The sequence below is a fragment of the Gordonia sp. JH63 genome, from assembly GCF_009856645.1.
Taxonomy (GTDB): domain Bacteria; phylum Actinomycetota; class Actinomycetes; order Mycobacteriales; family Mycobacteriaceae; genus Gordonia; species Gordonia hongkongensis.
On the sequence record NZ_CP047235.1, the window covers coordinates 4,790,963 to 4,805,529 of the forward strand.

The following is a 14,567-nucleotide window of genomic DNA, read 5'->3' on the forward strand; positions in this document are numbered from 1 at the left end:
CGCTCCCCCGGACTTTCGAAGGGCTCCGTCATGACACCGACCGCCGAGATGACCGACTCGCCGCCTGCACAGTCGGCATCCCCGGCTCCCGATCTGCACCCGATCAGCGCCTCGACGACGGATCTCGAACTCGTCGAAGAGGTGCTGGCAGGGCACTTTCGCCGCCACGCCACCACCTTGCAGCAGGTCGGCGGGGAATTGACGCCGGCGATCGACGTCCTCTCGGCGCGGATTGGCGGAGGTAAACGCCTGCGCGCGTCGTTCTGCCTCTGGGGCGCCCGAGGCGCCGCCGGGGGCCGGAGCGTCGCGGGCATCGTCGAGATGGCGGCCGCCATCGAACTGTTCCATCTCGCCGCCCTCGTGCACGACGACGTGATGGACGACAGCGATGTCCGGCGCGGCCTGCCCACCGTGCATCGGCATTTCGCCGACGATCATCTGCGCGCGCGACGCCGTGGGGACGCCGAGCGCCATGGCACCGCCGTCGCGATCCTCGTCGGCGACATGTGCCTGTCCTGGTCCGACGACCTCGCCGCTGCCGCGGTGGACGACGTGTCCGCGGACATCCGACGCGCGGTCCGCGACACCTGGTCGGTGATGCGCGACGAGGCCTACGCGGGCCAGTACCTGGACATGCTGAGTCAGACCGAGGACACCACCGACGCCGATCGCACGGCACGGGTCCTGCGCTACAAGAGTGCGCGGTACACGATCGGTCAGCCGCTGCGTCTGGGCGGCACGCTCGCGGGTGCCCCGTCGGCGCTTCTCGAGGCATACGATCGGATCGGCATCACCGCCGGCGAGGCCTTCCAGCTCCGCGACGACATCCTGGGCGTCTTCGGCGACGAGAAGGTCACCGGCAAACCCGCCATCGACGACCTACGGGAAGGCAAGCGCACGATGCTCATCGCGGCGGCCGAGGAATCGGCGGGACGGATGGAGCGCCGCGTGCTCGCCGACGGTCTTGGCAATCCGGACCTCGACGCCGACGGTGCCGCGCGGATGCGTGAGGTCCTGTACTCCACCGGCGCCGTCGAACGAGTGGAACAGCGTATCGCCGACCTGCACGCGGAAGCGCTCGGCATCGTCGACGCCGCTCCGATGGACCCGGCGAGCCGGCACGCACTGACCGCCCTCATCGAACGTTGCGTGTGGCGGCGCGCATGACCGCTCCCGCCGGGCCGACGGTCGAACTCCGCGTCTGGGGTGTCGACCGCGTGCTACCGGCGCTCGGCCGGATGTCGTCGGGTCGACGGGTGCTGCGCCGTACTCCCGGTCTGCGTTTCGCCAAACTGCTGGGCACCGGCACCGCACGCACGTTCACCCTCGAGAGCGCCGACCTGAGACACTGGGCCGCGTTGACGGTATGGCACGACGCCGACGCTGCTTCGGCCGCAAGCGATTCCGTCGTGTTCCGCCGATGGCGAGAGTCCAGCACGGAGGAACTCCGGATCACCATGCGACCACTCCGGTCGAAGGGCCGTTGGTCGCGCGTCGACCCGTTCGAGACGGTGCGATCGTCGACCGACCACGACGCGTCCGGACCGGATTGGGCGGGCCCGGTCGCCGCGTTGACCCGGGCACGCCTCCGGCCCACGAAGATGGCATCGTTCTGGCGTGCCGTCCCGCCGGTGGCGACCGAACTCGCCGGGGCACAGGGCAATCGATTGGCCCTCGGCGTCGGCGAACTCCCGCTCGGGGTGCAGGGCACGTTCTCGATCTGGAATTCGGCGCAGGACCTCACCGGCTTCGCCTACCGCTCCCCCGCACATCTGTCGGCGGTTCGGCGGACCGCACCGTCGCGCTGGTATGCCGAGGAATTGTTCGCCCGTTTCGCCGTCACCGAGGTCGTCGGCACATATGAGGGGAGACCGGCGTGAGTCTCCTGGACGGCTCCACTTCGCACCGATCGGACCAATCGTCGCGATCGCGGCGTACCGACGGCACCGCGCCCTGGAACCGCGGCCTGGTCACCCTGGCGTGGATCCTGCTGGCGGCGACGATCGGCGTCCAGATCGCGTTTCCGCTGACCGGTGGCGGCACCCTGCCGCTGACCGTCGCGAGCGTGCTGCTCCTGGCGTCGGCCTCGCTCGTCCACGTTGCCGCAACCCGCGGCGCCGCCGCCGCGGTCGCCCTCGCGGTGGTGGCCGGTGGTGGCGGGCTGATCGCCGAATCCGTCGGTGTGAGCACCGGGTTCCCGTTCGGCACATACGAGTACACCGACGGGCTGGGACTGAAGGTCCTCGGCGTCCCGGTCCTGGTCCCGCTGGCCTGGATCATGATGTCGTGGCCCGCGCTGGTCGTGACCCGACGACTCGTCCGTGCGATGGGCATCGCCGGACGGTGGGTTGGGCCCGCCACCGCCGTCGTGGGTGCTTATGCACTCACGGCGTGGGATGTGTTCCTCGATCCGCAGATGGTCGACCAGGGCAACTGGGTGTGGCGGTACCCGACGCCGTCGCTGCCCGGGGTCGCCGACATCCCGCTGACGAATTTCGCGGGCTGGCTGCTGGTCTCGTTTCTCATCGTCGGCATGCTCGACCTCCTCATCCGCCGCGACGATCCCGACGCGACCGGGTCTTCCGGGATGGACGCCGTGCCCGTCACCGCGTACCTGTGGACCTACTTCTCCTCGGTGATGGCGCACGCGGTGTTCTTCGGCCGTCCGTCCGTCGCCCTCACAGGGGGTCTCCTCATGGGTGTCATCGCCATCCCGCTGCTCGTCGTCGAGATCAGGGGTCGCCGTGCGGGTGTCTGACCTGCTGCGGCCGCTGGTCGCGACGGGAACCGCTATGTCGCTGGCGTCGCTGGCCCTGACCCTCGACAACGCCCGCCGGGTCCGTCGGCCCGGTCTCGCCGACATCCCGGCGCCGGAACCACTGTCGGTTCTCATCCCGATGCGCGACGAGGCGCACAACGCCGAACGCTGCCTACTGGCCGTCCTCGAGGCGGCGGATCGCTGGCCAGGACCGGCCCGGATCCACGTGCTCGACGACGGCTCGGCGGATGGAACCGACGCCGTGCTCGCCCGCCTGGCCTCGATGGACGACCGGGTTCGTGTCCACCCCGGCTCGGCGCCTCCTCCCGGGTGGCTCGGAAAGACCTGGGCCTGCGCCCAACTCGCGGAGAAGGCGTTCCCCGGCGGGGTCCACGTCTTCCTCGACGCCGACGTCGTGGTCGAGCCCCACGCGTTCACCTCATCGTTCGCCTTGCTCCGCAACGCCGGACTCGATCTGGTGAGCCCGTACCCCCGGCAGGTCGCGGTCGGCGCGGGCGAGCGACTGGTGCAACCGCTGCTGCAGTGGTCCTGGCTGAGCACCCTGCCCCTCGGTCTCGCCGAGCGCTCACCGCGCGAATCTCTCACCGCCGCAAACGGTCAGTTCCTGGTCGTCGATGCCGCGATGTACCGTCGTGCCGGCGGTCACGAGGCGGTGCACGACGTGGTCCTCGAGGACATCGCCCTGTTGCGCGCCGTCAAGGCGGCCGGCGGTCGCGGCGTCGTGGCCGAGGGAAGCGACGTCGCCACCTGCCGTATGTACCGCGGCTGGGACGAGGTCCGCGCGGGTTACCGCAAGTCGCTGTGGTCGGCCTTCGGGTCTCCGGGCGGGACGCTGGGCGTCACCGGTCTGCTGTGCCTGATGTACGTACTCCCCGCGGCAGCAGCACTGTTCGGCTCCCGGACGGGTCTCGTCGGATACCTGGCCGGGGTGGCCTCACGGGTGGTGTCCGCACGCTGCACCGGCGGACGCGGATGGCCGGACGCCTTCGCCCATCCGCTCTCCATCCTCGTCTTCACCGGTCTCGCAGTCGATTCGACGCTGGCCCGACAGCGCGGCGACCTGCACTGGAAGGGACGCCCCATCGAGGTCCGTCGATGACGCGGGTCGTGGTGATCGGCGCGGGCGTCGGCGGACTCTCCGTCGCGATGCGCCTCGCCGCGACCGGTCACGATGTCACCGTTCTCGAGCAATTCGACGATGTCGGCGGCAAACTCGGGGTCATCGAGCACGACGGGTTCATCTTCGACACCGGGCCGTCGCTCGTCACGATGCCGCACGTCTTCGAAGAACTCTTCGACGCCACGGGCGCGTCGATCCACGACCACCTGACCCTCGAACGGCTCCCCGTCGCCGCGCGCTACCGCTTCCCGGACGGCACCGAACTGGACATGCCCGGAACGCTCGACGACATCCCCGCTGCCCTCGACGCCGCACTGGGGCGTGGGCGAGGCGCTCAGTGGTCATCGTTTCTGGAACGCGCACAACGTGTCTGGGACGTCACGCACGAACCCTTCCTGGAATCGCCGATGAGCATCCGCACGATGATCGGCGGGATCGCCACGCCGACGGATGTGCGGACCGTCGCGCCATGGAGAACGCTGCGTGGACTCGGCGAGGATTACCTCGACGACCCGCGCCTGCGGATGCTGCTGGACCGCTACGCGACCTACACCGGTTCCGACCCGCGCCGCGCGCCGGCGGCGCTCGCGTCCGTGCCGTGGTCCGAGCAGGCATTCGGATCATGGTATGTACGAGGCGGATTGGGCCGCATCGCCACCGCGATGCACGACCGTCTCATCGAACTCGGCGGGCGGGTCGAGCTCGGTGTCGAGGTCGACCGGATCTCCGTGGACCACACCGGTCGGGCCGATGGCGTGGTGCTGTCCGACGGAAGCCGGCGCCCAGCCGATCTGGTCGTCGCGAACGCCGACGCCCAGCAGGTCTACGACCGTCTCGTACCGCGTCGCGCCGCGCGTCGGCCCGCGGCGCTGCTGCGACGGACGACGCCGTCGCTGTCCGGGTTCGTCCTCCTCCTCGCCCTCGACCATCCGCCCGCTGCGCCGCACCACCAGGTGCTGTTCGCCGAGGACTACGACGAGGAGTTCGACGCGGTCTTCGGATTCCGCGGCTCACCGCGTCCGGTCGCTCGACCGACCGTGTACATCTCGGCTCCCGCCGATCCCGAGATCGTGCCCGCCCCGAGAACCGGCGCGTGGTTCGTGCTGGTGAACGCACCCCGCCACGACCCCGAGCACGGCGTCGACTGGGACGCCAAGGGCTTGGCGGACTCTTACGCCGACCAGATTCTCGAGGTGATGGCCGATCGTGGACTCGACGTGACCGGCCACGTGCGCCACCGTCTGATCGTCTCGCCCGCCGACCTCGAACGTCGGACCAGGACACCGGGCGGCTCCATCTACGGGTCGTCGTCGAATGGACCCCGCTCGGCGTTCCTCCGGCCGTCGAACACCTCCCCGGTGCCGGGCCTCTACCTCGTCGGCGGATCGTCGCATCCCGGCGGCGGTCTGCCGCTCGTGGTCATGTCGGCGAAGATCGTGGCGGAGCTGATCGGTCCGGCCGTGAGTCACTGACCGATGGGCCTTGCTCATCGGAGCCTTTAGCGCGGATCGATACGGAACACGGCGCATCGGCCCGCCGCGGCAGCAAAGGCTTCCGGGGTCACGTCGTCGACGACTCCCGCGTCCTTCATCATCTTCGGGCCGTCGGTGCCCGCCAGCTCCGGCCAGGCGCGTAGCACCGGAACGGCCTGATCGGCCGAGAGTTCGACGAGGCGGACATCGCTCATCTCCCCTCCCACCGACAGCTGGGCACGTCCCTCGGCCGCACGGACGTTGCGTGCCCAGTCCGCCCCGGGAAATCCCTCGAGCAGGTAGCGCTCGCCCGTACGGTGATCGAGCACCTGCCTCAACCATCGCCACGATGCGATCAGCGAGTCGTGGGACCTCGAAGCGTCAGATCAGACCCGGTCGCGATAGCTGTACGCATGTCCACCCAGCGACGCCGTCACGACCGCCACCGGAACACGGGAGGCCTGGAGGTTCCGGCGCTCTTCGGGGGTCAGGTGCTGACGAGACCACGTCCATCGCGGGCCGCGCCACCACGCATTCGTCCGTGCCTTCTCCATGTCACCGGTACCTTTCGCGCCGCTCGCTGTGAGCCCTGTCACGCGACCGTACCCGGATGATCTGCGTTCCAAACCTTCCGGCGCAGGTCAGCGTGTCGCGACCGGCATCGGCCCCACCGACCGGTCGCCGCGGAGCTTCTTCCGGATGAGTTCGGCGCTGATCAGGCACATCGGCAGGCCGATGCCGGGACGCGTGCTCGACCCGGCGTAGAAGAGGCCGTCGACCTTGCGTGACCGGTTCGTCGAGCGCAGAAACGCGCTCTGCCGCAGCGTGTGCGCCGGGCCGAGGGCTCCGCCGCACCACGAGTTGACCGAGTCGACGAAGTCCGCGGGGCCGATGGTGCGGCGGACGACGACACGATCGGCGAGGTCGGGAACACCTGCCCACTGTCCGATCATCGCAATGGCCCGGTCGGTCACCTTCTCGATGTCGGGGTCGCCGCCGCCGTCCACGCCGCCGCGGCCGAGACCCGGGTCGGGCGGGACGGGCACCAGGATGAAGAGGTTCTCCGAGTCCGACGGCGCGACCGACGGGTCGGTGGCCGACGGCTTGCACACATAGAGCGACGCCGGGTCCGGTACGCGCGTGGGACTCTCGAAGATGGCGTCGAAGTTGGTCTTCCAGTCCTCGGTGAAGAACAGGGAGTGATGCGCCAACTCGGGAATCTCACCGCGTACGCCGAGGAGTGCGAGCACCGCCCCCGGGCCGGAGGTGGCGCGGTCCCAGTACCGTTCGGGGAAGGTCTGGAGTTCCCGGGGCAGCAACCGAGTCTCGAGATGGTGCAGATCGGTGGCACCGATCACGATGTCCGCGACCAGTTCTCGCGGTGTGCCGTCGGCTCCTTCGACGCGGACGCCGGCCACCTCGGCGCGACGACGCGACGGCGTGGACCGCTTCCCAGCGCGTTCCCGCGTGAGGATGGCGGTCGCGGCCGTGCCGGTGGAGATGCGTACGCCCCGTTCCCGCGCAACCCGCTCCAGCGCGTCGACCAGGGTGGTGAAGCCGCCGTTGGGGTACCGCACACCGTCGGCGAGGTCGAGCCAGCTCATCAGGTGATACATCGCAGGGGTGCGCTCGGGCGAGGAACCGAGGAACACCGCCGGATACCCGAGGACCTGGCGGAGCCGGCGGTCGGTGAAGCGGGCCGCGATGTAGGACTGCAGCGAGGTCGTCAGCAGCGTGACAAGCGTTTTCGCGTGCCGCAACACCGGCAGGCCGAGGAAGGCACGTGGCGAGTCGAAGCTGGTGTACAGGAACCGTTCCACGGCAAGGTCATACGCTTGCCTGCCGGTGCGCAGATAGTCGTCGAGTGCGGCTCCCGCGCCGGGCTCGATCTCGTCGAAGAGCGCACGGTTCCGGTCCTGGTCACCGAACACGTCGATCGGCTTCTCGTCGGACCCGTTGTCGTCGAAGAACACTCGGTAACCGGGGTCGAGGCGGACGAGATCGAGCTGCTCGGCGGTCGACGTCCCGAGCATCTCGAAGAAATGGTCGAACACCTCCGGCATCAACCACCACGACGGACCGGTGTCGAAGCGGAACCCGTCGCGATCCCAGGTACCGGCCCGACCACCGAGGTCGTCGTTCTTCTCCACGAGTTCGACGTCGTGCCCGTCGTGGGCGAGGAGGGCGGCGGTGGCCAGGCCGGCGACTCCGCCACCGATGACGACGACGCGTCGGGACTCGCTCATACGTTGCTCTTCCTTCTGTTCAGACCGGCGGCGTCGGCACGTGCGGGTCGCGGCATACCGCGGCGGGCGACGGCGGCCGCCGCGATCTTCGCCTTCCCGGCGTTCGGGACGCGGACGCGGGTACGGCGGGCCTCGGTGGCCGACGACTCGCGAAGGCGGGCCGTCAGCTCGGCGAACAGGTCGTGCGCGGTGCACACCGCGACGCGGCTGCTCGCCGGCAGGTGCGGGATGGCGGCCGCAGCGGCGGTCAGGTCGAGGTCGATGTCGTCCAGCCAGAGCGACCAGGCGGAGTCCGCCGGATCGTCGGGATCGAGGCCGACCAGGTAGCGCCGCCCCAGCCCGTCGCTGTCCTCGCCGAAGTCGCGGAGGAAGTTGATCTTCTGGAAGGCCGCGCCCAGCCGTTGGGCGCCGGGTGCGAGGTGGTCGTACTGGGCGGCGGATTTCGGCTCGTCGGCGAGGAACGCCCGCAGGCACATCAGACCGACCACCTCGGCCGAGCCGTAGATGTAGGTGGCCAGCGACTCGAAGTCGTGCTGGACCTGGGTCAGATCGCTGCGCATCGAGTCGAAGAACGGGCCGACCAGATCAAGATCGATGCCGACCCGGCGGGCGGTCTGCGCGAAGGCGTGGACGACGAGGTTGCTGCTCGACCCGGTGACGAGCGCGACGCTGGTCTGCTCCTCGAGCTGGTCGAGTTCATTGCTGCGGTCAACGAGCCCCTGCTCCGGGCGCGGGGCGTCGACGATCTCGTCGGCCACCCGCACGAGCGCGTAGATGTTCTGGACGTCGCGCCGAATCCGCGGCGTGAGCAGACGCGAAGCGAGTCCGAACGAACTCGAGTACGACCTGATCACCATCGCCGCACAGGCTTCCGCGACCTCGTCGTATCGCCGGTGCGGTGGGATCACCTGAGTGTGACCGGGAATGTGCATCATCCGACCGCTCCTCGACCTGGTGACTGAACGCCAATTGCCTGACGTCATGAATTCGACGCCCGGGACATCACCGGATGGGTGTCGTAGACCGAACCGGGGTCGTCGGTCGGCAGCTGCCGCACCTGCTCGACGAACCACGGACTGACCGCCCACGGGGTGTTCGCGACGAGCGACCACACGTCGGCGACGTCGGCCCAGGCGTGCTCGGCGACCTCATCGGGATCCGGTCGAAGTGTTCCCAGCGGACGTGCGACGAACACCGGGCAGATCTCGTTCTCCACGATGCCGCTCGCGTCGACCGCCCGGTACCGGAAGTCCGGCAGGATGCAGCGGACATCGGCCACCTCGATACCGAGCTCGCGCCGGGCATACCGGTGCACGGCGTCGACGACGTCCTCGCCGGGGCGCGGATGACCGCAGAACGAGTTGGTCCACACCCCGGGCCAGCTGCGCTTGGACAACGCCCGGCGTGTCATGAGGATGCGGCCGTCGACGACGAGATGGCACGAAAAGGCGAAGTGCAGCGGGGTGTCCGGTCCGTGCACCCCCTCGCGGTCGGCGGTGCCGCACGGGCGGCCGTCGGCGTCGGCGAGAACCACCGAGTCGTTCGTCATCGACATTTCCTCATCGCATCGAGATCGGGCGAGCTGCTCTTCGCACCATTGTTCGTCACCGGAGCGCGAACCGGATGGGAGCCGCCCGCGACGAGAACTCATCCGAGCCGTCGGGTCTGCCTCCGCACCGCGATCCCCAACTGGACCGTCCCGATCAACGCCAGTGCCGCGCCGATTGCCGCGATGAATAGAGCCAGGCCGGACGCGACGGCTGAGCTCAGTCCCGAGCACCACCACGAACCCGCACTCACAGTGGCGACGACCGCCAGTATCACCCGCGACGGCCGCTCCCACACGGTGACCGTCCCTGGCCCCTTCATGCCCACCGCCTGGGCCGTGGCGCGGGTGATCTCGAGGATGAGGGTGAGCACCGCGATCGTCGCGCCGAGCCATGGCGGTGCACCCACGACCACCACGATGCCGACGAGCATCACGTCCGAGAACCGGTCCGCCACCGAGTCGTTGATACGCCCCCACCGCGAGGCCGTTCCGGTCTGGGCCGCGATGGCACCATCGATCCCGTCGAGGAGCGCCGCCAGGACGATGACGAGTGCGGCGAGCAGCGGCCACCAGTCGCCGAGAATGGTCAGGCACAGCGCGATCGCGGTGGCGATGACTCCGAGAGCTGTCACGGTGTTCGGCGTGAGGCCCAGTCGGGCCAACGGTCGCGCGCAGGCGTGGCTGACGAGCACCCAGTTCCGGACCCAGAAACTCGCGCGCGGATCGAGCCCTCCGTGGAGCTTCGACCACGAGTCGAGTGCCTCGTCCCGGGCGCTCGTCGTCCGCTCCGCACCCGACGCCGCCGTGAGGCTCCGGCCCGCTCGCTCAGGCTCCGCGGACACGTCCCCTCCTCTGCTTCTCGATCGCCTGCCCGAACGCCCATCCGATGATGACGATGACGTGCGCGACGTACAGCCACAAACCGACGGCGACCACCCCGCCGATCACCCGGAGACCCCCGTACGGGATCCCGACATCGATCGGCAGGGACAGGAACAGCAGGAAGCCCTGGGTGAATCCGGCGATGAACGACGCGGTGCCGAGAGCGCTGGCCGCCGCCACCCCGAGTGATGGCTCACCGGGCGTCACCTTCCAGTACACCCAGGTCAGGGCCACCGTGACCAGCATCCACACGACGATGAACTCGACCACAATCCGGACCACGAGGTCGCCGAAACCACCCGTTCCGCCTCCCTCGGGCGCAAACGTCGTGAGTGTGCCCGCGACGCCGACGACCACATACGCCAGTGGCGGCACGACGACCACCAATCCCAGCACCCAGATCCGAGACCGCCATCCCGTGAACCGGTCCTCGCGCGGATACAACGTCATACACGCGCGGCGAAGACCCTCGCCGTAGAACGACGCCGGGAACAGCAACACCAGTGCGCCCATCAGCGTCAGTCCGGTACCGACCGCGACGGCCTCGTCGAACACGCCACGGCCGCCCATGGCCGGTGGGATGAGGACGCGCAGCTCCGCCAGGGACTCCTCGGCGGACGGGCCGCGGAGCCAGGTCGTCGACCAGATCCCCAGCAGCGCCCACGGCACGACGGCGATCGCCGCGAAGTAGGTGAGGGTGGCAGCAGCCGCGGCGAGGTCGCCGCGGCCCAGTACATGGCGCACATCGGTCACCAACGCACGCACGTCGAACGTCGTCGTCTGCTCGCGGATCGTGGTGTCGCGAGTCACCGTCGGGGCCGATCGGCGCGGTGTCACCCCTCCGGGATACCCGAAACACCCCACTCGCGCCGCAGCAGTGTCCGATCTGAGTCCTCGGTGACTCCAGCGTGATCACACTGTCGCCTCCACCGCTGTCCTGCACCCGTCCGGCTGCCGGGGGAACCCGGGTGACGACACCGGTCACCGACGAGCGCCCCGCACATGCTCGGAATGCGTGTCAGATCGACGCGAACAGCGCGATCGCCATCCCCAGCATGATGACCGCGACCACCGCGTCGAGCATCTTCCACGCCCGCGGACTCGCGAAGAATCCGGACAGTCTCCGAGCTCCGCCGCCGAGCGCGGTGAACCAGAGGACACTCGCGATGCAGGCACCGAAGGCGAACGCCCACTTGCCGTTTCCGTGGCCGTTGGCGATGGCACCCATGGTGATGACCGTGTCGAGGTAGACGTGCGGGTTGAGCCAGGTCAGAGCCAGGGCCGTACCCACCGCCACCCAGCGGCCGGTGGACTCGGCCCCGATCTCGTCAGCGGCTGCGATGGCCTCGTCACTGCGCACACAGCGTCTGGCGGCCATGACGCCCAACGCCCCGACATACAGTCCGCCGGCCGCTTTCGCGAACGTCACCACCTCCGGGTGCGCGGCGACGAGCGCGCCGAGGCCGGCCACCCCTGCCACGATGAGTACGACGTCGGAGAGGGCGCAGACCGCCACGATCTGACCGGTGTGCCTGCGGGCGACGCCCTGACGCAGCACGAAAACGTTCTGGGGTCCGATGGCGATGATCAGACCGGCGCCGGTGAGAAGCCCGGCAAGTGTCGGTACGAGGTAGGCGGTCACCGGGACGACGCTAGGGCGACACGCCCCGGTCAGTACAGCGAAACTTTTTCACGAATAAACAGTTGAACTTCAGATTGTGGACGCATCGTCGCCCAGTCCGATGCCGCGTAGAACCGCGCACAAGGCCTCGATGTAGTCGGTGACGTCCACGTCGCCGACCAGGCCCTGCTGAACGACCACCCCCTGCATCGCCGAGACCATCACCTGCGCGAGCACCGCAGGCTCCGCGGGCAATTCGTGGCCCGCGGCCCGCCAGGCCGTCAGCACGCGTTCGAAGACGCCCCGCAGCCCACGGATGATGTCGCGCACGGTCTCGCGCAGCTCCGGGTTGTTGGCGGCCTCACCCCATACCGTCAGGACCATCCGGAAGCCGTCGGTCATCGGCGCGATCTCCAGCAGGACCCGTTCGGCCAGCGCGCGTACAACCGCCTCAGGCGACGGGGGTTGCTCTACCGGGTCGTCGAAGCTGCTGATCCCCGACTCGTAGGCGGCGAAGATCGACCGCGCAACGGCGGCGATCAGTTCTTCTTTCGACGAGTAGTACGAGTAGACGGCACCCGCACTGAGCCCGGATTCCCGGATCACGTCAGACATCGACGCACGGTGGAACCCCTTGTCGACGAAGCATCGGCGAGCGGCGGCGAGGATCTGCCGGCTTCTTTCGAGCTTGCGTTCGTCGCTGATCTTGGGCATGCCGACAGTCTAAAACGAATATTCGTTCTTGATTCCTCGCGGCCCTCCGCGCATACTCAGAAAAACGAAGATTCGTTCTTTTTAGGAGTGGTCATGAGCACTGAACTGCACTCGACAGATTCGCGCGATCGGGCGCCCGTTGCGACCGCGGAGGCCGACGGTGCGCCCCCGACCGGGCGGGCACCCAGTTGGCGCCTCGTGGCGGTGATGGCGCTGCTGATCCCGACGTTCGTGATCGCGATCGCCGCGACGTTCGTGTCACTGGCCGTCGATCCCGAGCCGCATCAAGCCCCACTGGGTCTCGTCGCACCGCCGCCCGCGGCACAGGCGATCGAGACGGCGCTCGCCGACCGGGCCGGTGAAGACGCCTTCGCCGTCGAACGATTCGCCGACACCGAGGACGCGCGTGCCGCCATCGAACGGCGCGACCTGGTCGGCGCGATCGCGGTCGGGCCCGGCGGGGTCACGGTGCTGACCGCGGAGGCGGGTTCGCCGGTGCTGGCGCAGGTCGTCGCCGGGGTCGGGAACGGCATCGCCACCGCCCAGCGTGTACCGGTCGCCGTCGAATCCGTGGTCCCCACTCCCGAGACTGATACACGCGGAACGGGTTTCGCCGCCGGACTGTTGCCGTTGCTGATCGCCGGCATGGCACTCGGCGGAGCCGCCGCGATCGGGCTGCGCGGCCCAGTCGCCATGCAGGCGACACTGGCGGTCCTGGGGCCGCTCGTGGCCGGGTTCGGTTTCGCGGCGACGTGGTCATGGTTGGGCGTCATCGACGGCGGTATCGGCCCCGTCGGACTCGCCGCAGCCCTGATGATCGGAGCGATCACCTGGTTCACGGTTGGTGCGGGCAGCCTGCTCGGACCCGCCGGGGTCGGGGTGTCCGCGCTGGTGATGGTGCTGATCTCCAACCCGCTGTCGGGGCTGGCATCGTCGCCGTACCTGTTGCCCGCGCCGTGGGGAACGATCGGCCAGTGGTTGCCGCCCGGCGCCGGCGGCACGCTGCTCCGTTCGGTCGCGTATTTCCCGGCGGCGAGCATCACCGGACAGGTCGCCGTTCTCCTCGGGTGGATTGCCGTCGGCGCCGCGCTCCTCGCACTCGGCATGGTGCGCGGACGGCGGGCCGACTCCGCGGGCGACACCGTCCCCGCCTGATCCGGCCGGCGGTGGTGTGTCTCGACTGTCCGGCGGGACACACCACTAACCTCGGCTCGTGGACATCAGTCAGGAAGGCCTGCGCACGCTGGCCGCGGTCCTGCGCGAGGGCACCTTCGACGCCGCGGCCACCGCCCTGCACATCACCCCGTCGGCGGTGAGCCAGCGGATCAAGGCGCTGGAGTCCGCTGCCGGGCGGGTACTCCTCCGGCGGACCAAGCCGGCGACGGCCACACCCGATGGCGAGGTGCTGGTGCGGTTGGCCAAGCAGTGGGAACTACTGCTCGCCGAGACCCGCGCCGAGTTCGTGGGCGCGCCCGACGACGACGATCTGCCGCTGGTCGAACGTCCCCGTGTCCATCTCCCGGTCGCGACGAATGCCGACTCGCTCGCGACCTGGTTACTGCCCGTGCTCGCGCGATTCCACCGGGAGCACGCAGTGGCGGTCGAGGTCTTCCGAGACGACGAAACCCGCAGCAGCACCCTGCTCCGCACCGGCGACGTGCTCGCCGCGGTGACCTCGGAACCACTGGCGATCCGCGGGTGCGCACTGCAGTCGCTCGGCACGATGCGCTATCTGCCGGTCGCCACACCGGAATTCATCGACACATGGCTACCCGACGGGCCCGATGCCGATGCACTGGCCCGGGCCCCGATGGTGCAGTTCGACCGCAACGATCACATCCAGCGGAACATCTCGGCCGCCCTCGCCGGCCGGCCCGTCGACCCGCCCGCGGTCTACATCCCGGCGTCGACCGAATACCACCGCGCCGTCGCGCTCGGCATCGGCTGGGGCGCCGTCCCGGTCGTCCAGATCGCGGACGCCCTCGACACCGGTCGCGTCCGCCTCATCGCCGACCACCACATCGACGTCCCGCTGTACTGGCAGCACTGGAAGCTGAGTTCGCCTCTGCTGCAGACACTCACGACGAGCGTCGTCGACGGCGCCGCGCGGGTTCTCCAGCACTGATCGCGCTCGACTCGTCGCCGTCCACGACGGGCAGACCCAGCTGTGGACGAATCGGACGT

The 14,567-nt window shown here is 69.3% G+C and carries 16 protein-coding genes; 7 read left to right on the plus strand and 9 right to left on the minus strand.

Features of this window, described 5'->3' with window-relative positions; all coding sequences use genetic code 11:
* Window positions 1–30 precede the first annotated feature (30 nt).
* From GR168_RS21240 to crtI (GR168_RS21260), 5 genes are read left to right on the plus strand one after another with little or no spacing between them, the layout of a single operon-like run.
* Window positions 31–1,167 (plus strand): polyprenyl synthetase family protein, encoded by a 1,137-nt coding sequence (locus GR168_RS21240; RefSeq protein WP_159371628.1) that lies wholly within the window; start codon window positions 31–33, stop codon window positions 1,165–1,167.
* Window positions 1,164–1,880: a monooxygenase gene (locus tag GR168_RS21245; protein WP_078113307.1), complete on the plus strand. Its 717-nt coding sequence runs from the start codon at window positions 1,164–1,166 to the stop codon at window positions 1,878–1,880. Before GR168_RS21240 ends, GR168_RS21245 begins: the two co-directional genes overlap by 4 nt.
* A complete protein-coding gene (locus tag GR168_RS21250; RefSeq protein WP_058252286.1) occupies window positions 1,877–2,758 on the plus strand; it encodes a carotenoid biosynthesis protein in 882 nt (293 codons plus the stop codon). Before GR168_RS21245 ends, GR168_RS21250 begins: the two co-directional genes overlap by 4 nt.
* Entirely contained in the window at window positions 2,745–3,878 is a 1,134-nt protein-coding gene (locus GR168_RS21255; protein WP_058252287.1) for a glycosyltransferase, read from the plus strand. The genes GR168_RS21250 and GR168_RS21255 overlap by 14 nt, the downstream gene beginning before the upstream one ends.
* A complete protein-coding gene (crtI, locus tag GR168_RS21260; RefSeq protein WP_058252288.1) occupies window positions 3,875–5,371 on the plus strand; it encodes a phytoene desaturase family protein in 1,497 nt (498 codons plus the stop codon). The genes GR168_RS21255 and crtI (GR168_RS21260) overlap by 4 nt, the downstream gene beginning before the upstream one ends.
* Window positions 5,372–5,397: 26 nt before the next feature.
* Here the strand turns inward: crtI (GR168_RS21260) and GR168_RS21265 are convergent, their stop codons facing one another.
* The 9 genes from GR168_RS21265 to GR168_RS21305 all read right to left on the minus strand — a co-directional run bounded on the left by GR168_RS21265 (window position 5,398) and on the right by GR168_RS21305 (window position 12,383).
* A complete protein-coding gene (locus tag GR168_RS21265; RefSeq protein ID WP_231742446.1) occupies window positions 5,398–5,700 on the minus strand; it encodes a hypothetical protein in 303 nt (100 codons plus the stop codon).
* 57 nt (window positions 5,701–5,757) lie between these two features.
* Window positions 5,758–5,925 (minus strand): hypothetical protein, encoded by a 168-nt coding sequence (locus GR168_RS21270; RefSeq protein ID WP_156422435.1) that lies wholly within the window; start codon window positions 5,923–5,925, stop codon window positions 5,758–5,760.
* A gap of 87 nt (window positions 5,926–6,012) precedes the next feature.
* Window positions 6,013–7,617, minus strand: a complete 1,605-nt coding sequence (crtI, locus tag GR168_RS21275; protein ID WP_058252289.1) for a phytoene desaturase family protein — start codon at window positions 7,615–7,617, stop codon at window positions 6,013–6,015.
* Window positions 7,614–8,552, minus strand: coding sequence for a squalene/phytoene synthase family protein (locus GR168_RS21280; protein WP_058252290.1), 939 nt, complete (start codon window positions 8,550–8,552; stop codon window positions 7,614–7,616). The genes crtI (GR168_RS21275) and GR168_RS21280 overlap by 4 nt, the downstream gene beginning before the upstream one ends.
* Before the next feature lie 44 nt (window positions 8,553–8,596).
* The gene (gene idi, locus GR168_RS21285) at window positions 8,597–9,166 is read right to left on the minus strand and encodes an isopentenyl-diphosphate Delta-isomerase (protein WP_058252326.1); all 570 of its coding nucleotides are present in this window, start codon (window positions 9,164–9,166) and stop codon (window positions 8,597–8,599) included.
* Between the two features lie 98 nt (window positions 9,167–9,264).
* Entirely contained in the window at window positions 9,265–10,008 is a 744-nt protein-coding gene (locus GR168_RS21290) for a CDP-alcohol phosphatidyltransferase family protein (protein ID WP_058252291.1), read from the minus strand.
* Window positions 9,992–10,858 carry a YhjD/YihY/BrkB family envelope integrity protein gene (locus GR168_RS21295; RefSeq protein WP_058252292.1) on the minus strand — a complete coding sequence of 289 codons (867 nt, stop codon included), beginning with the start codon at window positions 10,856–10,858 and terminating at the stop codon, window positions 9,992–9,994. The genes GR168_RS21290 and GR168_RS21295 overlap by 17 nt, the downstream gene beginning before the upstream one ends.
* 208 nt (window positions 10,859–11,066) lie before the next feature.
* Window positions 11,067–11,690 carry a LysE/ArgO family amino acid transporter gene (locus tag GR168_RS21300; protein WP_058252293.1) on the minus strand — a complete coding sequence of 208 codons (624 nt, stop codon included), beginning with the start codon at window positions 11,688–11,690 and terminating at the stop codon, window positions 11,067–11,069.
* A gap of 69 nt (window positions 11,691–11,759) precedes the next feature.
* Window positions 11,760–12,383 carry a TetR/AcrR family transcriptional regulator gene (locus GR168_RS21305; RefSeq protein WP_058252294.1) on the minus strand — a complete coding sequence of 208 codons (624 nt, stop codon included), beginning with the start codon at window positions 12,381–12,383 and terminating at the stop codon, window positions 11,760–11,762.
* A gap of 93 nt (window positions 12,384–12,476) precedes the next feature.
* On the opposite strand from GR168_RS21305, the gene GR168_RS21310 reads away from it, so the two are divergent.
* Window positions 12,477–13,538, plus strand: coding sequence for an ABC transporter permease (locus tag GR168_RS21310; protein ID WP_058252327.1), 1,062 nt, complete (start codon window positions 12,477–12,479; stop codon window positions 13,536–13,538).
* Between the two features lie 58 nt (window positions 13,539–13,596).
* The gene (locus GR168_RS21315) at window positions 13,597–14,508 is read left to right on the plus strand and encodes a LysR family transcriptional regulator ArgP (RefSeq protein ID WP_058252295.1); all 912 of its coding nucleotides are present in this window, start codon (window positions 13,597–13,599) and stop codon (window positions 14,506–14,508) included.
* Window positions 14,509–14,567 lie beyond the last annotated feature (59 nt).